The sequence below is a fragment of the Streptomyces sp. NBC_00377 genome, from assembly GCF_036075115.1.
GTDB lineage: Bacteria > Actinomycetota > Actinomycetes > Streptomycetales > Streptomycetaceae > Streptomyces.
This window is the reverse complement of the sequence record NZ_CP107958.1, coordinates 5,130,143-5,153,174: the sequence shown is the minus strand read 5'-3', so window position 1 is coordinate 5,153,174 and position 23,032 is coordinate 5,130,143. Positions and strand designations below refer to the sequence as shown.

Here is a 23,032-nt window from a genome sequence, read left to right as displayed (position 1 = left end):
GCGGACACCTCACCGTCCTTTCGGCAGCCCCAGGATCCGTTCGGCCACGATGTCGCGCTGGATCTGCGAGGTACCGGCCGCGATGGTGTACGAGAGGGAGGAGAGCCGGTCGGCGACCCACGGGTGGTCGACGTCGAGGGACTCGTCGCCCAGAACGTCGGCGGCCGCCTCGTAGAGCTCCTGGCGCGCCTGCGAATACCTCAGTTTGAAGACCGAACCCCCGACGCCCGGCACCCCTCCCCCGGTCTCCGCCTCGCTGACGTTCCACTGCGTCAGCCGCCAGAGCGCCCGGAACCCGGCGTTGAGGGCGCCCAGGCGCCGCCGGAGGGCGGGGTCCTCCCAGCGTCCGTTCCTGCGTGCCTCCACGGCGAGTTCGCCCAGCACCCGCCGGCAGGCGACGACCTCACCGACGAAGGCGGTGCCGCGCTCGAACGACAGCGTCACCATCGTCACCCGCCAGCCGTCGTTCTCCTCCCCCACCCGGTTGGCGACCGGCACCCGCACCTCGTCGAGGAACACCTCGGCGAACTCGGCGGATCCGGCGAGGGTGCGCAGCGGCCGCACGGTGACGCCGGGGGCGTCCATGGGCATGGCCAGCCAGGTGATGCCCTTGTGCCTGGGCGCCCCGGGATCCGTGCGGACCAGCAGCTCGCACCAGTCGGCGACCTCCGCGTGGGAGGTCCAGATCTTGGATCCGCTCACCACGTAGTCGTCGCCGTCCCGCCACGCGCGCGTGCGCAGCGCCGCGAGGTCGGAGCCCGCCCCTGGCTCGCTGAAGCCCTGGCACCACACCTCCTCGCCGCGCAGGACGGGCGGCAGCCAGCGCGCCCGCTGCTCGGCCGTGCCCTCGGCGGCGATCGTCGGCCCGGCGTGCAGCAGCCCGACGAAACCCGCGCCCACATAGGGGGCGCCCGCCCTCTCCGTCTCCTCCAGGAAGATCAGGCGGACGCTCGGCGAGGCCTGCCAGTGCACGTCGGCGTAGCCGGCGTCGTACAGCGTCCGCTGCCAGCCGAGGTCGTAGGCGCGGCGGCCGGGCCAGTCGCCCGGGGACGGCTTCGGCGGGAGCGTCGGCAGCGTCTTGCCGAGCCACTCGCGCAGCCGGCCCCGGAACTCCGCGTCCTCGGGGCTGTCCGAGAGGTCCATGGTCGCGGTCCCCGTCCGCTACTTGTCGAGGTCCAGGTCCAGCATGCGGATGGCGTTGCCCCGCATCAGCTTGTAGACCGTCTCGTCGTCGAGGCCCTTCACGTGGTCGAGGGCGACCTCCTTGGTGTGCGGGAAGGTCGAGTCGACGTGCGGGTAGTCGGTCTCGAAGGTCGCGTTGTCCCGCCCCACCACGTCCAGGGACGCGACCCCGTGCTTGTCGCGGAAGAAGCAGCAGAAGATCTGCCGGTAGTAGTACGTGGACGGCGGCTCGGGGACGATGTCCCTGACCCCGCCCCAGGCCCGGTGCTCCTCCCAGACGTCGTCGGCGCGCTCCAGGGCGTACGGGATCCAGCCCATCTGACCCTCGGAGTAGGCGAGTTTCAGACGCGGGTACTTCACCAGCACCCCGCTGAAGAGGAAGTCCATCATCGAGGCCATCGCATTGTTGAACGAAAGGGACGCCTGGACGGCCGGCGGGGCGTCGGGGGAGGCCGCGGGCATCTGCGAGGACGAACCGATGTGCATGTTGACGACCGTCCCCGTCTCCTCGCACACCGCGAAGAACGGGTCCCAGTAGCCCGAGTGGATCGACGGCAGCCCGAGGTGGCTGGGGATCTCGGAGAAGGTCACCGCGCGCACCCCGCGGGCCGCGTTGCGCCGGATCTCGGCGACCGCGAGCCCGACGTCCCACAGGGGGATCAGGCAGAGCGGGATCAGCCGCCCGCCGCTGTCCCCGCACCACTCCTCGACCATCCAGTCGTTGTAGGCGCGCACACAGGCCAGCGCGACCTCCTTGTCGTGCGCCTCGGCGAAGGTCTGGCCGCAGAAGCGGGGGAACGAGGGGAAGCAGAGGGAGGCCTCGACATGGTTGAGGTCCATGTCCGCCAGCCGCGCCTTCGGATCCCAGCAGCCGCGCCGCATCTCCTCCCGGGTGATGCCCTCCAGCGTCATCTCGTCGCGGTCGAAGCCGACCGCCGCGATGTTGCGCTTGTACGGGAACTTCAGGTCCTCGTAGATCCACCAGTCGGTGCGCTGGCCGTCCGGGTCCATGGTGATCCGGTACTTCCCGGCGACGTAGGCGAGCTCGCCGATCCCCGCGGTGAGGGGCTGCGGCCCCCGGTCCCGGTACTTCCGCGGCAGCCAGGTCGCGAAGAGGTGCGCGGGTTCGATCACGTGGTCGTCGACGCTGACGATGCGCGGCAGTTCGGTGCTCATGGCTTCCCCTCCGCCTGGCGGAACGCCAGTTGTCCGATGGACGTGTCCGGTGCGCTTGTCCGACGGGCCGTCCGGGTGGCCGGCTTCCCGGTCCGGGAGCCGGTCCTCCCCGGCAATATCTGATGGACCGTCAGGTTCGCTCTTCCCAGCAGGCTAGCCCCCGACCCCTGGACCGACAAGCCGACCAGCCCTACGCTCTGCCCAAAATCTGACAGCCCGTCAGTTATGCCGTCCGTTACGCCAGGGGGCCGACGTGAACGACACCGCCACCGCCCACGAGCTGAGCCTGTCCCGCACTCTGTGGGACCTGCTCGCCCGCCGGGCCGATCTCACGCCCGGCCGCCGGGTCCTCCTCCAGGACGACCGGGCCCTGACCTTCGGCGAGCTGCGCGAGAACGCCGAGCGCGTCGCGGCCGGGCTGTACGACATGGGCGTACGCCCCGGCACGGTCGTCGCCTGGCAGCTGCCCACCCGCCTCGAGACGGCCGTCCTGTCCTTCGCGCTGGCCCGGCTGGGGGCCGTGCAGTCTCCCGTCATCCCCTTCTACCGGGACCGCGAGGTCGGCTTCGCGCTGCGCGAGTCGAAGGCGGAGTTCTTCGCGGTGCCGGGTGTGTGGCGGGGCTTCGACCACACCGCGATGGCGCGGCGGCTCGGCGCGAAGGGCGTCTTCGAGGCGTACGACGACCTGCCGGAGGGGGACCCGGCCGTGCTTCCGCCGCCGCCCGCCGAGGGCACCTCGGTGCGCTGGATCTACTGGACCTCGGGAACCACCTCCGACCCCAAAGGCGTACTGCACACCGACCGATCGCTGATCGCGGGCGGCTCCTGCCTCGCCCACGCCCTGCGCCTCACGGCGGCCGACGTCGGCTCGATGGCGTTCCCGTACGCCCACATCGCCGGTCCCGACTACACCGTCATGCTCCTGCTCTACGGCTTCCCCGCGGTGATGTTCGAGCACTTCGCGCTGCCGGACGCGCTGGAGGACTACCGGCGGCACGGGGTCACGGTCGCCGGCGGGTCGACGGCGTTCTACTCGATGTTCCTGGCCGAGCAGCGCAAGCGGCCGGGCTCGCCGCTGATCCCCTCACTACGGCTGCTCGCGGGCGGCGGGGCGCCCAAGCCGCCCGAGGTCTACCACGCCGTCGTGCGCGAGATGGGGGTGCAGCTCACGCACGGGTACGGGATGACCGAGGTACCGATGATCACCATGGGGGCGCCGGACGACACCGCGGAGAACCTCGCGACGACGGAAGGGCGGCCGCCGGACGGCATGCGGATACGCGTGGTGGAGGGGGAGGTGCGGCTGCGCGGGGAGGCCGTGTGCCAGGGCTATCTGGACCCCGCCCAGACGGCCGAGGCCTTCGACGCGGAGGGCTTCCTGCGCACCGGCGACCTGGGGCATCTGACCGGCAGCGGGCATCTGGTGCTCACCGGGCGGCTGAAGGACGTCATCATCCGCAAGGGGGAGAACGTGTCGGCGAAGGAGATCGAGGACCTGCTCGCCGCCCACCCCGACGTCGGGGACGTGGCGGTCATCGGCCTGCCGGATCCGGAGCGCGGGGAACTGGTGTGCGCGGTGGTGGAACGGCCGCCGGGGAGCGGGCAGCCGCTGACGCTGGATGCGATGACCTCCTACCTGCGCGCGGGCGGTCTCTCGGTCCACAAGCTGCCCGAGCGGCTGGAGGTGGTGGACGCGCTGCCGCGCAACGAGACGCTGCGCAAGGTGCTGAAGTACAGGCTGCGCGAGCGGTTCTCCCGGTGAGTGCCGCCCGGCCGCGCCCCCCGGCCGGGTGTTACTCGGACGGGTACTACTCGGCGACCGTGAAGTAGCGGGCGAAGGCAGGGACGATCTCCGCCTCGCCGACCTTGCCGTCCGCGTCGGCGTCCAGGACGGCGGCGGCTCCCCTGGCGACCTCGTCGGGCGCTCCGAGGGCCGTGAGCACCCGTACGGTGTCCTCGACCGTGGCCCGCCCGTCACCGTCGCCGTCGGCGATGTCCAGGGCCGCGTGCAGGAAGGGGCGGGCGATCTCGGCGAACCGCTCCGGGTTGTCACGCAGGCGCTTGACCGCGCCGTTCACGAATTCCTCCCGGGTGATGCGCTGGTCGCCGTCCCGGTCGGCGATTCCGGCCATGCCCTGCCAGAATGCCTCGGCGCCCGCGTAGAGCGCCTGCCCCTTGTCGGACCGGGCCGCAGTGCCGAACTCGGCGAGGAGCGCCTTGGCCGCCGCGCCGAAGTCCGTCCGGTCGATGTAGCCGTTGCCGTCCTGGTCGAAGGTGGCGAACCGGGCGGCGATCCTGCGTTCGTACTCGCTGTTGACCATGTCTTGTCGGACCGCCTTACGTCATCACGTGGAGATGGTGCTGGGAGTGCTTCCGGCAGGGAGCGTACGACGTCGGCGACGCCCGGGCGGCGGGAAGGCGACGTCTGTACCAGGACCGGGTGAATTTCGGGACGAGGATGTGGCGGAGCGGGACAGCGCCGCCTCCCGGCCGGGACCGGGGCGACCTCCCGGCCTAGGCGGAGAGCGGTTCCGTCCCGTCGTCCACGGCGGCCGCCAGATCCCCGTAGACGTCGAAGAGGCGGCGGACGCCCAGCGCGCCCAGCACCCGGTTGACGTGGGAACCCTCCGCCGCGCCCCGCGCGGGGAGTATCAGGCGCAGCCGCCCCCGGCAGGAGCGGATGAGACGGCGGGAGGCGATCAGGACGCCGACGCCGCTGGAGTCGCAGAAGTACACCTCGGAGAGGTCCAGGACGAGACTGTGGCGGCCCTCGGCCACCTCGTCGTGCACCTTCTGCCGCAGCAACGGCGACGTCACCAGGTCCAGCTCGCCCGACACATGGAGCACGGCCCAGCCGCCCTGCTCCCCGCCGGTCACTTTGAAGGCCACCACCACGCCCTTCGCTCACTGTTGCTCGCCGGTAAGCGGAAGCTGCTCCTTCGCTTCCTTGCAGCGCCGCTGCCCAGCGGCCGTGCCCCGAAACGCCAAAGGGGAAACAGAAACAGCGATGAAGAGGCTTGTTCCAGTCACATCCGGTCCGGTTCGATCGTTATCTGTCGGGTAGGCGCGGCCCATACCACCCTCTCCCGGACAGGGGGCGCACATTGAAACAAAGGGGCGTGCGTTGTCGGACGTGCCGACTACATTCGACGTGACGGCGGACGCACGCTGGAGACACGCACGACCACGGGCACGGACACGGGTGAGGGGGCCGCATGACGAAGAGGGACGCACCGCCCCGCTGGGACCGCAGGATGCAGCAACGACTCGCGCGCGGTGAGGCGGCCGCCCTCGGTGAGTTCTACGACCGGTTCGCTTCGCTCGTGCACGGACTCGCCCACCGCGTGCTCGGAGACGAACGGGCGGCCGACGGCGTCACCCGCGAGGTCTTCGCCCACGTCTGGGAGCATCCCGACGCCTACGACCCGAAGCAGGGCCCGCTGCGCACCTGGGTGGCGGGGCTGACCCACCGTCTCGCCGTGCAGCGACTGCGCGCCACCGAGACCGCCGCGCTGGCCGAGGCCGGCCACGGCTCCGCCGAGGCGACCGAGGAACTGGAGAGCAGAGTGCGGCAGGCCTCCGTCGCCGCCCGCGCCGACTACATCGTGCAGGCCATGCCCGCCCCGCTGCGCGCCGCCCTGGAACTGGCCTACTTCCAGCGGCGCGACTACCGCCAGACCGCGGCCGACCTCGGCGTCACCGAGGACGAGGCGCGCCGCAGGCTCCGCCTCGGCCTCCAGCTCCTGTCCACGGCCCACGACGCCACGGCCCCCGGAGCACCGCCCGGCTACGGAGGTGCGGCATGAGCCCCGGCGACGACGAAGCCGGCTCCGGCACGCCCCCGCCCCGCGAACCCGGCCGGCCGCCGCGCATCCCGCTCCCCCGCGCCTCCGTGGAGGACGGCGGGCTGCCGCTCCCGCCGGTGGAGCCGGTCGCCCCGCAACCGCTCGGGCTCGAGCACCCGGTGCTCAAGTCACTGCTGGGGGCATGGGCGCTGGCGGCCTGCTCGGCCGAGGAGACGGCCGCGGTCGAGGAGCACCTCGGCGACTGCGGAGCCTGCGCGGACGAGGCCCGCCGGCTGCGCGAGGCGGTCGGCCTGCTCCAGCGCCCGGAGAGCCTCGACCTCGACCCGGGCCTGCGCACCCGCGTCATCGAGGGCTGCCTGGGCCGCCGGCCGCCCCGCATCCCGGTACCCGTCTGGGCGGCGTCCTACGACGCCGAGACCGCGCGGCTCGACGCCCTGCTCCAGGACTTCGGTGACGCCGAGTGGCACGCGCCCGTGCGGCTTCGCTGGTTCCGCGGCGAGGGTGCCACGAGCCGCCGGACCACCGTCGCCGGAGTCATCGCCCACCTGCTCGCCGTGGACGGCCTGGTGGCCCTCGCGCTGGGACTGGACGACCCGCTGACCGCAGGCGAAGCCCCGGGAAAACCCGATGAGGCGGATGCGGCGAACAAGGCGGACAAGGCGGACGGACAGCACGGGCCGGACGGGTCGTACGGGTCCGGCGGACCGACCGGGGTCGCCGGGACTGCCGGGCCTGCCGGTCCCGTGGACACGCCGGCGCGGCGTACCGAGGCGTTCTGGGCGGGCTCGCACTTCCCGCCCACCCGCTCCGTGCGCGGCCCCTGGCGCGAACAGACCCACGCCCTCGTGCGGACGGTGTCCTTCACCGGCGGGGGTCCCGCCACCATGCCGGTGTCGTACGGCGGCTTCGCCCTGCCGTTGCGGGACGCGATGCTGGACCGGGCCTTCGAGTGCTGGGTGCACGCCGAGGACATCGCGGAAGCGGTCGACTACCCTTACGCGCCGCCCGCACCCCGCCACCTGCACGGCATGATCGACCTCGCCGCGCGCATGCTGCCCGAGACACTCGCGGCCCGCCGCCGCGCGGGGCTCGCCGCCCCCTCGCACACCCGCCACCTGGTGTCCGCCGGCCGCCCCGGCCGGAGTCTGCGCCTGGAGATCGAGGGATCGGGCGGCGGCGAGTGGCTGATCCCGCTCGACTCACCGGGCGCGGTGGGCTCCGCCGACCACGAGGTGGCCCACGTCGCTCTGGACGACGTGGAGTTCTGCCGGCTGGCCGCCGGCCACGTCTCCCCGGAGGAGGCGGCGGCGGGCCAGCTGGGCGACCGCGAGGCGATCAGGGACGTACTGTTCGCGGCGGCGGCGCTGAGCCGGATGTAGGGCCCGCAGGCACAGGCCCCCGCAGGCACAGGCCCCGGGAGCGCGGGGCCCGGCAGGCGGGCGTGTCGGCCGGGCTACGCGAAGACGACCGTGCGGCGTCCGTTGAGCAGGATCCGCCGCTCCGCGTGCCACTTCACGGCCCGCGCCAGCGCCTGGCACTCCACGTCCCGCCCGACGGCGACGAGCTGGTCCGGCGTGACGCCGTGGCCCACGCGCTCGACCTCCTGCTCGATGATCGGCCCCTCGTCGAGATCGGCCGTCACATAGTGCGCCGTCGCCCCGATCAGCTTCACGCCCCGCGCGTGCGCCTGGTGGTACGGCTTGGCGCCCTTGAAGCTCGGCAGGAAGGAGTGGTGGATGTTGATGATCCGACCGCTGAGCTGCTTGCACAGGTCGTCGGAGAGGACCTGCATGTAGCGGGCGAGGACGACCAGCTCGACGTCCCGCTCCCGCACCAGCTCCAGCAGCTGCGCCTCGGCCTGCGCCTTGTTCTCCTTCGTCACCGGGATGTGGTGGAAGGGGATGTTGTACGAGCCCACCAGCTCGGCGAAGTCGGTGTGGTTGGACACCACGGCCGCGATCTCCACCGGCAGCGCGCCGATGCTGGCACGGAACAGCAGGTCGTTCAGACAGTGCCCGAACCTGCTGACCATGAGGACGATGCGCATCTTGTCGTCGGCCCGGTTGATCTGCCAGTCCATGTGGAAGGAGTCGCCGATCGCCGCGAAGCTCGCCCGCAGCTTCTCCACGGTCACCGGGGGCTCCGCCGAGAAGTGCACGCGCAGGAAGAACAGACCCGTGTCGTGGTCGCCGAACTGCTGACTGTCCTCGATGTTGCAGCCGGTCATGAAGAGGTAGCTCGACACGGCGTGCACGATGCCCTGCTTGTCGGGGCAGGAAAGGGTGAGGACGTACTGGTCGGCGGCGGTCGCCGCGGCTCGGGTGGGCTGCGCGTTCATGCCCGACAGGGTCGCACACCGGCCACGGCCGTGGGCAATCGTCCCGCAGGACGGAACAGGGCCCGCGCCCCGCTCCCGTTCCGCGCCCCGGCTCACGGCTGGGGCCTGTCGTTTCGATCAGGTCGGCCTGACTCACGGTGTGCCGTGCAGGCCGGCCCGAGCGGGGGGCGGTGCGTGCAGCTGCAAGGCGGCGGAGGGAGTCGACGCGATGAGGGTCCCCCCGGTCGAGCGAAGCCGAGAGTGGGGGAGCCGGCGACCGACGACAACGCCGCAGATGGCAGATGTGCGTGCCACACCCCGCGACCCGCGACCTGATCCGAACGACAGGCCTAAGCGGCCCGCGTCATGATGCGCAGCACCTCGAGGGTGCGCGGCGGCTCGTCGGCGTCGTCGCCGTCGCTCGCCGCCATCCGCACATGCGCGTCCCGTGCCGCCCGCACCGCCTCCGGCCAGGCCTCGTGGTCGACGTACGCGGAGACCGGGGCGTCCGGCCCGACCTGGTGCATGATCCGCAGCACGCGGAGCACGGCGGTGTCGACGAGGGCAGCCTCCTGCGAGTCGCGGAAGATCGTGCCGACGTACTTCTCGGCGGACCAGTTGTCGAGCCAGGTGTCCTCGACGAGGCGGTACACGGCGTCGGTGACGTCCCCGTACCCCTCGACGCCGGCCAGCCAGACGTTCTGCTGGAACACCGGGTCGGAGAGCATGTGCAGCGCGGAGCGCACATTGCTGCGCCAGCGCCACCACGGCATGTCGTTGAGTGGCATGCCGCCCATGGTGGAGGAGCGACGGCCGCGACGGGAAGAGTTCTCCGAACCTTGCACGGTCGTCGATCGTACGTTTCCCCGTCCCACGCGGCACAGCCGCCCCTGCAATTCACCTTGCCGTCACCACTCGTTGACCGTGGGTCACTCCCGGGTTGGTGATGTGACGGAATCGTGTGCGCCCATGACCGGCAAGCGGCGCACTCAAACGCGAAGCACCTTCCTCCCCAGGCCCTTCCGCTTCACCAGGCCCGTCAGAGCGACCGTCCTCGCGGCGGGCGCCCTGGCCGCCTGTACGTCGCTGGCCGTCGGCTGTGGGGTCGTCCCCGGTGTCTCGGGGGGCGCCGGGGACGACCCGATCGTCGTGATGACCTGGGCGCCCGAGGGGACGTCCGCCACCAACAAGCCGGGCATGCCCGCCTTCGCCCACGCCTACGCCCGCTGGATCAACGCCAACGGCGGCCTCAACGGCCGCAAGCTCAAGGTCCTGACCTGCAACGACCACAACAACAACGTGTCCGCCGCGGCGTGCGCCCGGCGTGCGGTCAAGGAGAACGCGGTCGCGGTCGTCGGCTCCTACAGCCAGCACTCCGACGCCTTCTTCCCGCACCTGGAGGGCGCCGGCATCCCCTACATCGGCGGCTACGGCGTCACGAACTCCGAGTTCACCAGCCCGCTGTCCTACCCCGTCAACGGCGGCCAGCCCTCGCTGCTGGCCGGTCTCGGCAAGGAGCTCGGCGCGACCTGCGGTCCCGTCTCGCTCGTGCGCCCCGACACCATCGCCGGCGACGCGCTGCCCCCGATGCTCGACGCCGGACTGACCGCGGGCGGTCACGACCGGGCCGAGGACCAGCGCGCGCCCGAGGACGCCACCGAGTACGCGACGCAGGCCGACGCCGCCCTGAAGAAGGCGGGCGGCGACAGGACCGAGGACAGCAAGGGGTGCGTGGTGACCGCCCTCGGGGACCGCACCAGCACCTTCATGGACTCCTTCCGACGCAGCCGTGAGGACTACCCCGGCGTCCGCACCGGCACCGTCCTCGGCAGCGTCGACCAGACGGTCATCAACGCCGCGGGCGCCGCCTCCGGACCCTTCGAGGGGGCCTACGTCACAGGCTGGTACCCGGTGACGAGCGACCCCGCCTGGGCGCCCATGAAAAAGGTGATCAGCGAGCAGGCGTTCTCCGACACCCGGATCGACCCCACCGACACCGGCGTGCAGACCACCTGGATCGCCTACACCGTGTTCCGGCAGGCCGTGGAGTCACTGGAGGGGGGCGAGGTCACGGCGAACACCGTGCGGGGCGCCCTGGACGACGGCCTGAACGTCACCACGGGCGGACTCACGCCCACGCTGCGCTGGCACTTCACCGACCGGCTCGCCTCCATCGGCTTCCCCCGCCTGGTCAACGCCGACGTCACCTTGCAGACCGTGCGGAAGGGGCGGCTGGTGGCCGCCAAGAAAGGCTTCGTGGATGTGACCAAGACCCTGGAGAAGGCCGACGTGGACTGACCCACCGCCGACCGCCGACCTCCGGAGCTCATCGACCGGCAGCGGCCCCCGGAACCCGGGCGAGGGCCGGAACCCGGGCGAGGGCCGGAACCCGGGGGCCGGAACCCGGGCCGGGGGCGCAGCCCGGGCCGGGGGCGCAGCCCGGGCCGGGGGCGCAGCCCGGGCCGGGGGCGCAGCCCGGGCCGGGGGCGACCGGCCGGCCCCGACTGCGCCGGGCCGGCCTCCTCCACCGCTCCCCCTACAGCTGTGTCGGCTGGCGCTGCGTCAGGCCGTACGTCTTCGCGATCCCGTTCCACAGCTTCGCGGCCCGGGCCTTCTGGGTACTGGCCGTGCCGCTCGCGCGGTTGCCGGCCTGGGCCTCGGGCGTGGCGCGGGCCGAGCCCTTCTTGCAGCTCTTGTTCTTGCTGCCGGCGACCTGGTCGGCCCAGGCCGCGTAGTGGTTGTCGGCGGAGGCGGACGCCTGCCACGCCTTGGTGAGGGCGGTGGTCAGCGCGGCGTGGTCAGGCAGCTGGTCGACCTTCAGCGCGGACAGTCTGGTGACCAGTTCGGTGCGCTGCTGCGCCGCGTCCCGCAGATCCGTGGCGGCCTGGTCCAGGTTGTCGCAGGCCTTCACGTCGGCCACGGCGCTGATCACGCTGGCCCGGCTGCTGCCGCTGTCCGCCAGCAGTTTGTCGAGTGCGACGGCCTGCTGCTCGGCCGCGCCGGTGGACGCCGACGCGGAGCCCCCGGTCGCGGCGGCCGACGCGGCGACGGTCTTGTTGTCGTCCTTGTCCCCGCCCCCGCCCCCGAGCATCGCGCCCGCGCCGATGCCGACGACCGCGAGCGCCACGCCGATCGCCGCGAACAACGGCACCTTCGAGCGGGTACGGCCCTCCTGGCCGCCGTCACGCGCCGCGCGCCGTCCGCCCGCCGGGTCCCCGGCCTGGGTGTGGACGGGCTGCGGGGAACGGGCGGCGGCGGGCCCGACGCCATACCCCTGCCTGCCCCCGTGTCCGCCAGGGCCGCCGTGTACGGGGGCGTCCGGCTCGGAGTAGAGCGGGAGCTGCTGCGTGGAGCCGGCCGGGCTGTCGCCGCCCGGCCCGCTGCGGAAGAGGTTCTCGAACTCGGCGGGCGGCTGCCGGTCCCCGCCGGCCTGCGCGGGGACGGGCGGGATGTACTGCGTGGGCTCGGAGTCGGAGTACGCGCCGTGCTGCGGTCCGGGTACGGGTCCGCCGCCGGGGAAGGATCCCGTGCCCGGGTTCTGCGGAGTACGGCCCAGGTACTGGGTCGACTCGGCCGGAACCTCGGGCGGCAGCGCGCCCGGTGCGACGGGCGGCAGGTACTGCGTCGCGCCCTCGTCGGCGGGGGCCGCGGGGACGGGCGGCAGGTACTGGGTGGCGCCCTCGTCGGCGGGGTGGGCGGCGACGGGCGGTATGTACTGCGTCGCCCCCTCGTCGGCCGGGGCGGGTGCGGCGAACGGCGGCTGGTACCGATCTCGGCCGGCGTCGGCCGGGACCGGCGATATGTACTGCGTCGCGCCGTCGTCGAAGGAAGCGGGAGCGGCGGGCGGCGGCAGGTGCGCGCCCTGCGCCGGTGCGCCCTCCGGCGGGAGCGGGCCGGCGCCCGCCCGGGTGCCGCCGTTCCACGCGTCCGGCTGTCCGCCGTTCCACTGCGCCTGCGGTTGCGGCGGCGACTGGTGCTGCTGGTGTGCCTGTCCGGACCGGTCCGTCTGGTCCGCGGGAAGCGGCCAGCCCTGCGCGGGCTGCTGCGGGGCCGGCGCCTGCCCGTCGGGGCCCCAGGGCTCACCCCAGGTCTGCCCGCCGGCCGGCGCCTGCTGCCCGTACTCGGGCTGCCCCTGGGGCTCGCCGGGCGCCTGCTGCCCCTGCCGCCCGTATCCCGGTTGCCCGTACTGGTCCTGGCCGTACTGCTGAGCGCCGTACTGCGGCTGAGCGCCGTACTGGCCGGAGTACTGGCCCGGCGGCTCCGACGGTGGTGCGGTCGGCGGTCCCTGGCGGGTCGCCGGCCGTGGCGCGCTCGTCGTCATTCCCGGCAGCAGGGGTTCCCCACCGTCGGAGGGCAGCACGATGCCTTCGCGCGCGGGCTGCGCCGAGGGCTCCTCGCCCTGTCCACTCTGCGTCACCGGGACTCCTACGAATGGGGGACCTTCGGAATCGTCGGTTCACGCTACCGGGTCCCCGGAACCCCGTGCCACGCAGCTCAGTCGTGATCTCCCTCCCGGCGGAGCCGACGGTGACATCGGTAACAGATCCGGAGCGCCGTGCGCTGTGTCCACCGCTCGGCGTGCGGGTACCCCGTCGTTCTCCGGCCATTCACACGGCGGCCCCCGCCCGTTCACGCGGCGGTCTGAAGCTCCAGCCGCGCCCCGAACTCCCTCACCACCGACTCGTCCCGGAAGGGGTCCAGCCGCAACTGAAGGTCCTCCAGGTACTCCGCGCCACGGTTGGAGCGCAGCGTCTCCAGCAACTCGACCGCCTTCAGGCCGGTGTTGCAGGCCTGTTCGATGTCGCGCTGCTGCACCTGCGCGGTCGCCAGCAGGACGTAGCCGATCGCGCGCCGGCGCGCACGGCTCTCCGGATGCCCGGCCAGGGACTCTTCGGCGCAGCGCGCCGCCGCCTCGGCCTGGCCCAGGTCGCGGTGACAGTGCGCCAACTCGTCGGCGAGATAGGCCTCGTCGAAGTGCGCGATCCACGCCGGATCGTCCCCGGCGGACGGATCGGCCGCCTCCAGCGCCGACACCGCCCGCCCTGAGGCCATGTGCGCCCCGCGCGCGTCACCCATCAACGCGTGGCCGCGCGCCTCCGCCGCGAGGAACATCGCCTGCGCGCGCGGTGTCACCCGCCCCCGCGCCCCCTCCTGCGCCGCGCGCGCCAACTGGGCGATCTCCCGCGGGTTTCCGAGCTGCGCGGCGAGATGGCTCATGGAGGCGGCGAGGACGTATCCGCCGTACCCCCGGTCGCCCGCCGCCTGGGCGAGTCGCAGGGCCTGGATGTAGTAGCGCTGGGCGAGGCCCGGTTGGCCGGTGTCGACGGCCATGTACCCGGCGAGTTCCGTCAACCGCGCCACGGACGCGAACAGTTCGCGGCCCACCGCCTCCCGGTAGGACCCGGCCAGCAGCCCGGAGACGACGCTGTTGAGGTAGTGCACCACGACCGGGCGCACATGCCCGCTGCCGTACTGGTGGTCCAGGTCGACCAGCGCCTGGGTCATCGCCTGGACGGCCGCGACGTCGGACAGGCCCACCCGGGGACCGGCCGACCGCGCCACCTGTGCGTCGGGTGAGGAGATCAGCCAGTCGCGGCTGGGCTCGACCAGCGCCGAGGCGGCCACGGACGAACCGGAGAGGAAGTCACGTCGGCCCACGTCGCTGCGCCACAGCTCACAGACCTGCTCGATGGCCCCCAGTACCGTCGGCGAGAACTGGAGACCCACGCCCGAGGCGAGGTTCTTGCCGTTGGCCATGCCGATCTCGTCGATCGTGACCGTACGGCCGAGCTTGCGGCCCAGCGCCTCCGCGATGATCGCCGGGGCGCGTCCGCGCGGCTGCTGTCCCCGGAGCCAACGGGCCACGGACGTCTTGTCGTAGCGCAGGTCGAGACCGTGCTCGGCGCCACACATGTTGACGCGACGGGCGAGCCCGGCGTTCGAGCACCCCGCCTCCTGGATGAGCGCTTGCAGCCGTTCGTTCGGCTGCCGCGCGACTAGCGGCCTTGCGGCCATGGGCACTACCCCCTGTGGCTGCGGTGACCGGGGCGGCGGCTGCCCGCCCACACACCGAGTTGACGTGTCTTCCACCGAAAAGTTCCGGCCGAGAAGATCAATGCCCCACGTCCCTACCGAAAATGCGAGGCATGTGAGGATTGCCGAGGATTGCCGATAAATACAGATAATTGCCGGGTTACCGACGGAAGTCCGCCCCTCTTCCTGGATACCCGCTCCCGCGCCCGTTCCTCCCGCGCGCCCCCGAACATGCACCCATGCGCCCCGGACGCGGAATCGATGCTCCTCCCCCGCGCAAAGTGGCGGGCGTAACCCCTGGTGACGGCTAGAGTTGTGTTCATCGTGGAAGAGACCATCGCGGGCGCCGAAGCCACTCAAATCCCGAAGCAGCGCGGGGAATCGCTGCTCGAGACAGCCGTTCGTTACGCCGAGGAACGTCATTGGGACGTGTTCCCCGGCACCTGGCTGGAACCCGTCGACGGAATGCAGCGCTGCTCCTGCGGCGACGGCGCGTGTGCGGCGCCTGGCGCGCACCCCGCGCGCCCCGACTGGGCCGCGCAGGCCACCGGCAGCGCCACGGTGGCGCGCCGGATGTGGCAGAAGCAGCCGACCGCGTCGATCCTGCTGCCGACCGGGCGCACGTTCGACGCGATCTCCGTGCCGGAGACGGCCGGGTTCCTGGCCCTGGCGCGGATGGAGCGGATGGAGTTGACGCTCGGTCCTGTCACGTTGACGCCGGACCGGCGGATGCAGTTCTTCGTCCTGCCGGGGGCATCGGCGAAGGTGCCGGACCTGGTGCGCAGGCTGGGCTGGTCGCTGGGGGCGCTCGACCTGGTGACCCTCGGCGAGGGCACGTACGTGGCCGCGCCGCCCACCCGGTTCGGCTCACGGGGCGCTGTGCAGTGGGCCTGCCGGCCGACCGCCGCGAACCGATGGCTGCCGGACGCGGAGGAGTTGATCTCCCCGCTCGCCTACGCCTGCGGGCGGGACCGCTAGCGGCGCCCTCCGCCCCACGGGGTCCGGGTCGTGCGGCGGGTGCGGCCTCGTCGTGGCTGCTCGTGCCCTCGTGGCGGAGGCGCGTCCCGGGCACGGCCTCGCGCCCCTGCGCGGTCTGTTCCACCGTAGGGTTCGCGTATGACGTCCGTACGCGTGCGCAACCTCTGGAAGCGGTTCGGTCAGCAGGTCGCCGTCGCCGGGATCGATCTCGATCTGCCGTCGGGGAAGTTCATCGGGCTGGTCGGGCCGAACGGCGCCGGGAAGACCACGACCCTGTCGATGGTGACCGGTCTGCTGCGGCCCGATCAGGGGTCCGTGGAGGTCGTCGGCCATGACGTGTGGCGGGACCCCGTCGAGGTGAAGGCGCGGATCGGGGTGCTGCCGGAGGGGCTGCGGCTGTTCGAGCGGCTGTCGGGGCGTGAACTGCTCGTCTACAACGGGCGGTTGCGGGGGCTGCCGGGCGCCGAGGTCGACAAGCGGGCCACACAGCTGCTCGATGTCCTCGATCTGGCCGGGGCCCAGCACAAGCTGGTCGTGGACTACTCGACCGGCATGCGGAAGAAGATCGGGCTCGCGTCCGCGCTGCTGCACAACCCCGAAGTGCTGTTCCTCGACGAGCCGTTCGAAGGCGTCGACCCGGTGTCCGCACAGATCATCCGGGGAGTGCTGGAGCGGTACACGGCATCCGGGGCGACGGTCGTGTTCTCCTCCCATGTCATGGAGCTCGTCGAGTCGCTGTGCGACTGGGTGGCGGTGCTCGCGGCGGGACGGATCCGGGCGCACGGGACGCTGGAGGAGGTGCGGGGCTCGGCCCCCTCCCTTCAGCGGGCGTTCCTCGAACTCGTCGGGGCACAGGGGCGGGACACCGGCTCCGACCTCGACTGGCTGGGCGGCGGGGCGGCCCGGTGAGCGAGCCGACTCCCGCACCGGCCCCCTTGCCGACGTCCGCGCCGGCCACCGCGCCGGCTTCCTCCCCGGTCGCCTCTTCGCCGGACCTCGTCGCCACGGTCGTCCGGCTGAAGCTGTCGCTGCTGCGCAACGGGCTGCGGCAGTCCGGCGGCCGACGGGCCGCGTACGTCGTCTCCGCGGTCGTCACCCTGCTGTTCGCCGCGCTTCAGCTGCTCGGGCTGATCGCGTTGCGCGGCCACGACCACGCGGTGTCCCTCGTGGTGCTCCTCGTGGCGGTGCTGGGGCTGGGCTGGGCGGTGATGCCCCTGTTCTTCCCCAGTGGCGACGAGACCCTGGACCCGACCCGGCTGGTGATGCTCCCGCTGCGGCCCCGGCCGCTGGTACGGGCGCTGCTGGCGGCCTCACTGGTGGGCATCGGTCCGCTGTTCACCCTGCTGATGCTGGTCGGGTCGGTGGTGTCGGTGGCGCACGGGGCCGCAGCGTGGGCGGTGGGCGTGCTCGCCGTCGTCCTCGGACTGCTGGTGTGCGTGGCGCTCGCCCGGGCCGTGGCCGCCGCCAACATCCGGCTGCTGACCAGCCGCAGGGGACGCGATCTGGCGGTGCTGAGCGGGCTGGTCGTCGCGATCGGCGCGCAGCTCGTCAACTTCGGGGCGCAGCGGCTCGGGACGTCCGGCCTCGGGCAGCTCGATCCGGTGGCGGAGGTGCTGCGGTGGCTGCCGCCGGCCTCGGCGGTCGGCGCGGTCGACTCGGTGAGCGAGGGGGCCTACGGGGTCGCCGCGGCGCAGATCGCCGTCAGCGCGGGTGCGCTGGTGCTGCTGGTACGGGTGTGGACGCGGAGTCTGACCCTGTTGATGACGTCTCCGGACGGCTCCACCCTCCAGGCCGCCGAGCCGGCCGCGCGGGAACGGCGGAGCTCGGCGGGGCTGGGCCGGCTGCTGCCGGGCGGGCGCACCGGCACCGTGATGGAACGCAGCCTGCGCTACGTCTGGCGCGACCCGAAGACGAAGGCGGCCTGGGTGACGTCGCTGGCCATCGGGCTGATCGTGCCCGTCTTCAACGCGCTGCAAGGCACCGGTTCGATCTACTTCGCCTGTTTCGCCGCCGGGATGCTCGGCATCCAGATGTACAACCAGTTCGGGCAGGACACGTCCGCGTTCTGGATGGTCGCGATGACGATCTCCTCGCGCCGTGACGCCTATGTCGAGCTGCGCGCGCGGGCGCTGGCACTGCTGCTGATCACCCTGCCCTACGCGACGCTGGTGACCGTGCTGACGACGGCGATGCTCGGTGACTGGCGGAAGCTGCCCGAGGCGCTGGGGCTGTCCCTCGCGCTGCTCGGGGCGATGCTGACGACCGGTGCCTGGACCTCGGCCCGCTTCCCCTACTCGATTCCCCAGGAGGGCTACAAGAACGTGGCCCCCGGTCAGGCCGGCCTCGCCTGGATCGCGATCTTCGGCGGGATGGTGTCGGCGGCCCTGCTGTGCGCGCCCGTCATCGCGGTGACGATCTGGCTGAACGTCTCCGAGGGCGGGGAGGCCTGGACCTGGCTGCTGCTGCCGGGGGGCGCGGCGTACGGGACGGCGCTCACCTTGCTGGGGCTGCGCCTGGCCGCCCCCCGGACCGCTGCACGCCTCCCGGAAATCCTGACCGCGGTGAGCAAGGGCTGACCCGCCCGGCCCGGCCGGCCCCGGGGCCTTCGGACGGCTTCAGAGGGCCGGGGCTCGGGGCCGAGAGCTGAGGGCGGGCGTCAGGGGCGGGGCCGAGAGCTGGGCCGCGGGCCCCAAGAGGCTCGCGGGGCCGGGAGCATCGCGGGGCCGGGAGCATCGCGGGGCCGGGAGGCTCGCGGGGCCGGGAGCATCGCGGGGCCGGGAGGCTCGCGGGGGTCGGGGACTCAGGGGGCTTCGGGAGCGAGTACGGCGTCGAGGAACGGTTCGATCGCCGTGCGCCACCCCTCCGGCTGGTCGTAGTGCACGAGGTGCCCGGCGTCGGAGACCTCCGCGTACTCGCCGCGGGGCAGGACGCGCACCATCTCCTGCGCCTCGGCGCGACCGAGCTCGCCGTCCAGGCCGCGCACCACCAGCGCCGGACACTGCACCTGGGTGAGCTCCTCCCAGTGCGCGTCGTAGACCCAGGTCTCGCGGGACTTGAGCATCTGCTCGGGCTCGAAGACCGGACGCCAGCCGTCCGGCGACTCCTGCATCACCTCGGCGTAGAACTCGCCCCGGGACGGGTTCGGGCGCTCCACCCAGGGGTCGTCCTCGCCGAACCACTTGCGGACGTCGGCGAGCGTGGCGAAGGGGACCGGCCAGGACTTGAACCAGTCGCCCCACTCGCGCTGCGAGGCCGCTCCCAGCGCGGAGGCGCGCATGTCGCAGACGATCAGGCCGCGCACCAGGTCGGGGCGCTTGGCGGCGAGCTGCCACGCGGTGAGCGCGCCCATGGCGTGGCCGATGAGAAGGGCCGGGGCGAGGCCGAGCTGCTCGAGCGCGGCCTCCGCGTCCTCCACATAGGCCTCGCGGGTGAACGCGGCCTCGGGCGGCTTCTCGCTCTGGCCGTGGCCGCGCTGGTCGAGGGCGACCGCGCGGTGCCGCTCGGAGAGCCACCGGGCGGTGGACGCCCAGTGCGAGGCCCGGCCCATCAGACCATGGAGTAACAGGACACCCGGCCTGCTTCCGTCGTCGTTCTCGGCCGGCCGGCCCCTGCCCCGCTCCGCCACGCTCTGGGACGGAATCACGGGCTCCGTCACCGCTTTCGCCGGGTCGCCCTTGGGCGGGTCACCGAACTCCCAGGCCGCCAGGCGTACGCCCCCCGCCCCGGTCACTTCGATGCGTCGCGCCATAGGTCCTGGCACCCCCTAGCCGTTCTGCCGCTGCGCTGCCGATTCCTTCGTACCGCCTTCGATCACCCGCAGGCTATCGAATGGCCTTTCGAGAAATGCACTCTCCGCGCACAACACCCCTCGTTCGAGTGACCACACTCAAGGAATGATCCACGCTGTCGAGGGGAGATTTGCAGCGGGAGGGCGGACCGCTCGGGGAAACCGGTCCGAAGGGAATGACCCTGGGAGCTCGGGGCTCCGGGTCAGTACAGGGGAGGACAGGCCCCGGTGCCGTACGGCACCGGGGCCCTCCGCTGCTCCGCGGCACACCATCCCGCCCCCTCCGGTCATATGCCCCACGCGACAGCCTGGCACGTGAAGCCCGGGAGCGCTGCGATTCGACACAGGGAATCTGCGATTCGACGAGATCCCCGGAACACCTCAAGTGCCCCACACGTCCCAGGAGTTGAACAAAGCTCAGCGTTTCGGTGACGAGCGGCGGGCGCGCCCCCCCCCGTCACCACCCGCGGCCGCCCTCCGCGAGGTCAGCGCTTCGCGACGAACACGTGGGACGCGACCTCCGACTGGAGCTCGGCCGCCTCGCCGCCGCTGCCCACCAGCACACCGCCCGCGGACTCCGTCACACTGACCACCGAGCCCGGCTGCACGCCCGCGCGGCGCAGCGTGTACATCAGCTGGGCGTCCGTCTGGATCGGCTCGCCGATACGGCGGACGACGACCGTCTTGCCCTCCTGGCCCGGGGCGAGATCGGCCAGCGAGACCATGCCCTCGTCCAGGAACGGGTCGGCGCCGTCCTTCTCGCCCAGCTCCTCCAGGCCCGGGATCGGGTTGCCGTAGGGCGACTCGGTCGGGTGCCGCAGCAGCTCCAGCACACGCCGCTCGACGGCTTCGCTCATCACGTGCTCCCAGCGACAGGCCTCGGCGTGCACCTGCTCCCACTCCAGGCCGATCACGTCGACGAGGAGACACTCGGCGAGGCGGTGCTTGCGCATCACGCGCGTGGCCAGCCGGCGGCCCTCGTCGGTGAGCTCCAGGTGGCGGTCGGTGGCCACGGACACCAGGCCGTCGCGCTCCATGCGCGCCACCGTCTGGCTGACCGTGGGCCCGCTCTGGTCGAGGCGCTCGGCGATCCGGGCACGCATGGGCACCACACCTTCCTCTTCCAGCTCGAGGATGGTGCGGAGATACATCTCCGTGGTGTCGATCAGTCCGGACATGTGTGCCCCTCGATTAGCTCTGCGGAAGGCTCGACGGCTCTCCGGCGCGTGCGCCGGCCCTGGAGTCAATTCTGCCGGATACCACTGACAAGCGTGCCGCGCCGTGGGAACGAGGCGGTTACATCCGGGCGCGTGCCCACGGCGGGAGCCCGGCCGACGCCTCGGTGTCCCCATCGTCACCGGGCGTATTGACAGCGCACTGGTCCAGACCGCACGGTGATCCGCGACACGGACACCCGCTACGGCAAAGGGGCCCTTCGGATGACCGACCGCAAGCTCGCCGCCCAGTTCTTCGACGCCGCGATCGCCCTGCTCCAGCGGGCCCGCGACGAGGAGGCCGACGCCTTCGAGGCCGCCGGCACGCTCCTCGCCGACACGGTGACCGCGGGCGGCCGCCTCTTCGCCTTCGGCGCCGGCCACTCCTCCCTCGCCGCGCAGGACGTCGTCTACCGGGCGGGCGGCCTCGCCCTGATGAACCTGCTCGCGGTCCCGGGCGTCGTGGGCGTCGACGTGAGGCCCGCCACCCTCGGCTCGGCCCTGGAGCGCGTCGACGGCCTCGCGAGCGCCGTCCTGGACACCTCGCCCCTGCGCGCGGGCGACGCCCTCGTCATCATCTCGCTGTCCGGCCGCAACGCCCTGCCCGTGGAGATGGCCCAGAAGGCCCGCGCCCTGGGAGTCCGGGTCATCGGCGTGACGTCCGTGGCCTACGCCTCCGAGACGACGTCCCGGCACGTCTCCGGAACGTTCCTGAAGGACCACTGCGACGTCGTCCTCGACTCGAAGATCGCCGTCGGGGACGCCGAGCTCACCCTCGACACCGTCCCCGCGCCCTTCGCCCCCGCCTCCACGGTCGTCACCTCCGCCCTCCTCCAGGCCGTCATGGCCACCGCGGCCGGTGTCCTCGCCGAGCGCGGCGTCGAGCCCCCGCTGCTGCGCTCCGGCAACGTCGACGGCGGCCACGACTGGAACGGGCGGATCATGGAGGAGTACCGGGACCGCATCTTCTACCTCCACTGAGACGGGCCGGCACGGTCGTGGCCGGGCGGCCCGGTCCCGCGGGGTCAGGCGCCGTCGCCCCGGCCCGCCGCGTCGGCGGCGCCGGTCAGGTCGGCGAGGTCCAGGGCCGTCGCTATGCGGACGGCCACGTCCTCGGCGTAGACCGCGTCGGAACGTTCGAAGGGTGTGCGGCCACCGCCGCGCAGGAACGTCACGACCCCCATGGTGCGACCCCGGCTGCGCAGAACCGCGCACAGGCCGTACACCGTGTCGTCGGGCCACTGGCGCGCCCGGGCCCACTCCCGCGCCTCGTCGGCCGACACGGCGCCCGCGCCGGCCCGCACCGACCCGGCCCGCGCCACGCACTGGAGCGCCGGATGCGCCTCGCCGTAGCGGACGGGCAGGCCCGTGTGTCCGGTGAGCGAGCTGGGACCCGGCCCGCCGGACGGGGTGGCCGCGACCCGCATCAGCCGCAGCGGCCCGGCCCCCTCCGCATCGGCCCGTGCGCCGCCCATCACGCGGTCCACCAGGGCGTGGTCGGCGAACCCGGCGAGCGCGAAGTCGAGGTGGACGGTGGCGGCCTCGGCGGGGTCCTCGCACTCGGCGGCGGCGCGGGCGGCCCGGTGCAGCTGGTTGGCGCGGAAGCGCAGCAGCGAGGCCTCCTGCTCGCCCTGCTTGGCCTCGGTGACGTCCTGGAAGATCCAGCCGACCCCGAGGGGCACCGGCTCCTCGGCGAGCGGCGAGGCGAGCCGCAGGAAGCCGCTGCGCCAGCAGCGCCGCTTCTCGCCCTCCGGGGTGCGCACCCCGACCCACAGCTCGGCCGGGGCCGGCGGGGCGCCCTCGGCGAGGACATGGGTCAGCGCGTTCTCCAGCTCCTCGACGCCCCGGGTGAGCAGATCGCCCAGGGGGCGTCCCAGGGCGGCCGTACGGCCCGTCCCGAGCGCGCGGGCGGCATGCGCGTTGACGACGGCGGGGCGCAGGTCGGCGTCGACCAGGACGACACCCCAGGAGGCGTCGTCGAAGAGGGCCTCGCTGAGCGCGATGGAGCGCTCCAGGTCGATCTGGGCGTGCACCTCGCTGAAAGCGCAGTACAGCCCCGCGGGTTTGCCGTCCGGCCCGCGCACGGCGGCGGACTGGGTGCGCACCAGGACCCGGCCGCCGTCCTTGGTGAGCAGCGCGAACTCGTGGACCTGGCGGCCCGGTGCGTGCATGGCGGACATCAGCCGCACCTGGATGTCCTCGGCGTCGGCCTCGCGCACGGCCCAGCCGGCGAATCCGTGCCGCCCGACGGCCTCGGCGGCGCTCCAGCCGAGGATGCGCTCGGCCTCGCGGTTCCAGTGCGTGACGACGCCGTCGACGTCGAACGCGCACAGGGCCGCGTCCATGCCGTCGAGCAGCGCGGCGAGCAGGTCGGCGCCGTCCGGGCCGACCGGTGTCCGCGCGTCGTCCGGGGGCGTGGGGCCGTCGTCGCCCGACCGCCCGGGCCGCTCGGGCTCGTCGGGGCCCAACTCGTCGGTGGTCCCACTACGCCGGGAAGCACTCACCTGGACCCCCTGCAGGTTCGCTCACTTGCCCTCAT

General features: G+C 72.9%; 19 protein-coding genes. 8 read left to right on the top strand and 11 right to left on the bottom strand.

What is annotated here, in order from left to right:
- Positions 1 to 9: 9 nt before the first annotated feature.
- Both OHS71_RS23155 and OHS71_RS23150 read right to left on the bottom strand, forming a co-directional pair.
- On the bottom strand, positions 10 to 1,143 hold the full coding sequence (locus OHS71_RS23155) for an acyl-CoA dehydrogenase family protein (protein WP_328481273.1): 1,134 nt from the start codon (positions 1,141 to 1,143) through the stop codon (positions 10 to 12).
- A gap of 18 nt (positions 1,144 to 1,161) precedes the next feature.
- Positions 1,162 to 2,358, bottom strand: coding sequence for an amidohydrolase family protein (locus OHS71_RS23150; RefSeq protein WP_328481272.1), 1,197 nt, complete (start codon positions 2,356 to 2,358; stop codon positions 1,162 to 1,164).
- 253 nt (positions 2,359 to 2,611) lie between these two features.
- Here OHS71_RS23150 and OHS71_RS23145 point away from each other — a divergent pair, with 253 nt between their 5' ends.
- The gene (locus tag OHS71_RS23145) at positions 2,612 to 4,120 is read left to right on the top strand and encodes a class I adenylate-forming enzyme family protein (protein ID WP_328481271.1); all 1,509 of its coding nucleotides are present in this window, start codon (positions 2,612 to 2,614) and stop codon (positions 4,118 to 4,120) included.
- 46 nt (positions 4,121 to 4,166) lie between these two features.
- Here the strand turns inward: OHS71_RS23145 and OHS71_RS23140 are convergent, their stop codons facing one another.
- A complete protein-coding gene (locus OHS71_RS23140) occupies positions 4,167 to 4,679 on the bottom strand; it encodes an EF-hand domain-containing protein (RefSeq protein WP_328481270.1) in 513 nt (170 codons plus the stop codon).
- A gap of 193 nt (positions 4,680 to 4,872) precedes the next feature.
- On the bottom strand, positions 4,873 to 5,253 hold the full coding sequence (locus tag OHS71_RS23135; protein ID WP_328481269.1) for an STAS domain-containing protein: 381 nt from the start codon (positions 5,251 to 5,253) through the stop codon (positions 4,873 to 4,875).
- 320 nt (positions 5,254 to 5,573) lie between these two features.
- Here OHS71_RS23135 and OHS71_RS23130 point away from each other — a divergent pair, with 320 nt between their 5' ends.
- Positions 5,574 to 6,164: a sigma-70 family RNA polymerase sigma factor gene (locus OHS71_RS23130; protein ID WP_328481268.1), complete on the top strand. Its 591-nt coding sequence runs from the start codon at positions 5,574 to 5,576 to the stop codon at positions 6,162 to 6,164.
- Positions 6,161 to 7,543, top strand: a complete 1,383-nt coding sequence (locus OHS71_RS23125; RefSeq protein WP_328481267.1) for an anti-sigma factor family protein — start codon at positions 6,161 to 6,163, stop codon at positions 7,541 to 7,543. The genes OHS71_RS23130 and OHS71_RS23125 overlap by 4 nt, the downstream gene beginning before the upstream one ends.
- 74 nt (positions 7,544 to 7,617) lie before the next feature.
- On the opposite strand, the gene purU is transcribed toward OHS71_RS23125, so the two are convergent.
- Both purU and OHS71_RS23115 read right to left on the bottom strand, forming a co-directional pair.
- Positions 7,618 to 8,502 (bottom strand): formyltetrahydrofolate deformylase, encoded by an 885-nt coding sequence (gene purU / locus OHS71_RS23120; RefSeq protein WP_328481266.1) that lies wholly within the window; start codon positions 8,500 to 8,502, stop codon positions 7,618 to 7,620.
- A gap of 329 nt (positions 8,503 to 8,831) precedes the next feature.
- Positions 8,832 to 9,278, bottom strand: a complete 447-nt coding sequence (locus tag OHS71_RS23115; protein WP_328481265.1) for an SCO4402 family protein — start codon at positions 9,276 to 9,278, stop codon at positions 8,832 to 8,834.
- 172 nt (positions 9,279 to 9,450) lie between these two features.
- Here OHS71_RS23115 and OHS71_RS23110 point away from each other — a divergent pair, with 172 nt between their 5' ends.
- Complete coding sequence (locus OHS71_RS23110; RefSeq protein ID WP_328481264.1) at positions 9,451 to 10,779, top strand: ABC transporter substrate-binding protein; 1,329 nt, start codon at positions 9,451 to 9,453, stop codon at positions 10,777 to 10,779.
- Between the two features lie 238 nt (positions 10,780 to 11,017).
- Here the strand turns inward: OHS71_RS23110 and OHS71_RS23105 are convergent, their stop codons facing one another.
- Complete coding sequence (locus tag OHS71_RS23105) at positions 11,018 to 12,898, bottom strand: hypothetical protein (protein WP_328481263.1); 1,881 nt, start codon at positions 12,896 to 12,898, stop codon at positions 11,018 to 11,020.
- A gap of 212 nt (positions 12,899 to 13,110) precedes the next feature.
- Positions 13,111 to 14,496: a transcriptional regulator gene (locus OHS71_RS23100; RefSeq protein ID WP_328481262.1), complete on the bottom strand. Its 1,386-nt coding sequence runs from the start codon at positions 14,494 to 14,496 to the stop codon at positions 13,111 to 13,113.
- A gap of 333 nt (positions 14,497 to 14,829) precedes the next feature.
- On the opposite strand from OHS71_RS23100, the gene OHS71_RS23095 reads away from it, so the two are divergent.
- The 3 genes from OHS71_RS23095 (at position 14,830) to OHS71_RS23085 (ending at position 18,068) form a co-directional block, all read left to right on the top strand.
- On the top strand, positions 14,830 to 15,492 hold the full coding sequence (locus OHS71_RS23095) for a bifunctional DNA primase/polymerase (protein ID WP_328481261.1): 663 nt from the start codon (positions 14,830 to 14,832) through the stop codon (positions 15,490 to 15,492).
- A 138-nt stretch (positions 15,493 to 15,630) separates the two neighbouring features.
- A complete protein-coding gene (locus OHS71_RS23090) occupies positions 15,631 to 16,401 on the top strand; it encodes an ABC transporter ATP-binding protein (protein ID WP_328481260.1) in 771 nt (256 codons plus the stop codon).
- Positions 16,398 to 18,068, top strand: a complete 1,671-nt coding sequence (locus tag OHS71_RS23085; RefSeq protein ID WP_328481259.1) for a transporter — start codon at positions 16,398 to 16,400, stop codon at positions 18,066 to 18,068. The genes OHS71_RS23090 and OHS71_RS23085 overlap by 4 nt, the downstream gene beginning before the upstream one ends.
- 224 nt (positions 18,069 to 18,292) lie before the next feature.
- On the opposite strand, the gene OHS71_RS23080 is transcribed toward OHS71_RS23085, so the two are convergent.
- Together OHS71_RS23080 and OHS71_RS23075 are read right to left on the bottom strand one after the other, a co-directional pair.
- A complete protein-coding gene (locus tag OHS71_RS23080) occupies positions 18,293 to 19,240 on the bottom strand; it encodes an alpha/beta fold hydrolase (RefSeq protein WP_328481258.1) in 948 nt (315 codons plus the stop codon).
- 524 nt (positions 19,241 to 19,764) lie between these two features.
- Positions 19,765 to 20,457 carry a metal-dependent transcriptional regulator gene (locus tag OHS71_RS23075; protein ID WP_328481257.1) on the bottom strand — a complete coding sequence of 231 codons (693 nt, stop codon included), beginning with the start codon at positions 20,455 to 20,457 and terminating at the stop codon, positions 19,765 to 19,767.
- A gap of 261 nt (positions 20,458 to 20,718) precedes the next feature.
- Here OHS71_RS23075 and OHS71_RS23070 point away from each other — a divergent pair, with 261 nt between their 5' ends.
- Complete coding sequence (locus OHS71_RS23070) at positions 20,719 to 21,474, top strand: SIS domain-containing protein (protein ID WP_328481256.1); 756 nt, start codon at positions 20,719 to 20,721, stop codon at positions 21,472 to 21,474.
- A 44-nt stretch (positions 21,475 to 21,518) separates the two neighbouring features.
- Here OHS71_RS23070 and OHS71_RS23065 read toward each other — a convergent pair whose 3' ends face one another.
- Positions 21,519 to 22,997: a PAS domain-containing protein gene (locus OHS71_RS23065; RefSeq protein ID WP_328481255.1), complete on the bottom strand. Its 1,479-nt coding sequence runs from the start codon at positions 22,995 to 22,997 to the stop codon at positions 21,519 to 21,521.
- Positions 22,998 to 23,032 lie beyond the last annotated feature (35 nt).

What these genes read in the sequence shown, in the direction of transcription:
- OHS71_RS23155 (WP_328481273.1), bottom strand. Translation starts at nt 1,143, where the DNA reads ATGGACCTCTCGGACAGCCCCGAGGACGCGGAGTTCCGGGGCCGGCTG.
- OHS71_RS23150 (WP_328481272.1), bottom strand. Translation starts at nt 2,358, where the DNA reads ATGAGCACCGAACTGCCGCGCATCGTCAGCGTCGACGACCACGTGATC.
- OHS71_RS23140 (WP_328481270.1), bottom strand. Translation starts at nt 4,679, where the DNA reads ATGGTCAACAGCGAGTACGAACGCAGGATCGCCGCCCGGTTCGCCACC.
- OHS71_RS23130 (WP_328481268.1), top strand. Translation starts at nt 5,574, where the DNA reads ATGACGAAGAGGGACGCACCGCCCCGCTGGGACCGCAGGATGCAGCAA.
- OHS71_RS23125 (WP_328481267.1), top strand. Translation starts at nt 6,161, where the DNA reads ATGAGCCCCGGCGACGACGAAGCCGGCTCCGGCACGCCCCCGCCCCGC.
- purU (WP_328481266.1), bottom strand. Translation starts at nt 8,502, where the DNA reads ATGAACGCGCAGCCCACCCGAGCCGCGGCGACCGCCGCCGACCAGTAC.
- OHS71_RS23115 (WP_328481265.1), bottom strand. Translation starts at nt 9,278, where the DNA reads ATGGGCGGCATGCCACTCAACGACATGCCGTGGTGGCGCTGGCGCAGC.
- OHS71_RS23110 (WP_328481264.1), top strand. Translation starts at nt 9,451, where the DNA reads ATGACCGGCAAGCGGCGCACTCAAACGCGAAGCACCTTCCTCCCCAGG.
- OHS71_RS23100 (WP_328481262.1), bottom strand. Translation starts at nt 14,496, where the DNA reads ATGGCCGCAAGGCCGCTAGTCGCGCGGCAGCCGAACGAACGGCTGCAA.
- OHS71_RS23090 (WP_328481260.1), top strand. Translation starts at nt 15,631, where the DNA reads ATGACGTCCGTACGCGTGCGCAACCTCTGGAAGCGGTTCGGTCAGCAG.
- OHS71_RS23080 (WP_328481258.1), bottom strand. Translation starts at nt 19,240, where the DNA reads ATGGCGCGACGCATCGAAGTGACCGGGGCGGGGGGCGTACGCCTGGCG.
- OHS71_RS23075 (WP_328481257.1), bottom strand. Translation starts at nt 20,457, where the DNA reads ATGTCCGGACTGATCGACACCACGGAGATGTATCTCCGCACCATCCTC.
- OHS71_RS23070 (WP_328481256.1), top strand. Translation starts at nt 20,719, where the DNA reads ATGACCGACCGCAAGCTCGCCGCCCAGTTCTTCGACGCCGCGATCGCC.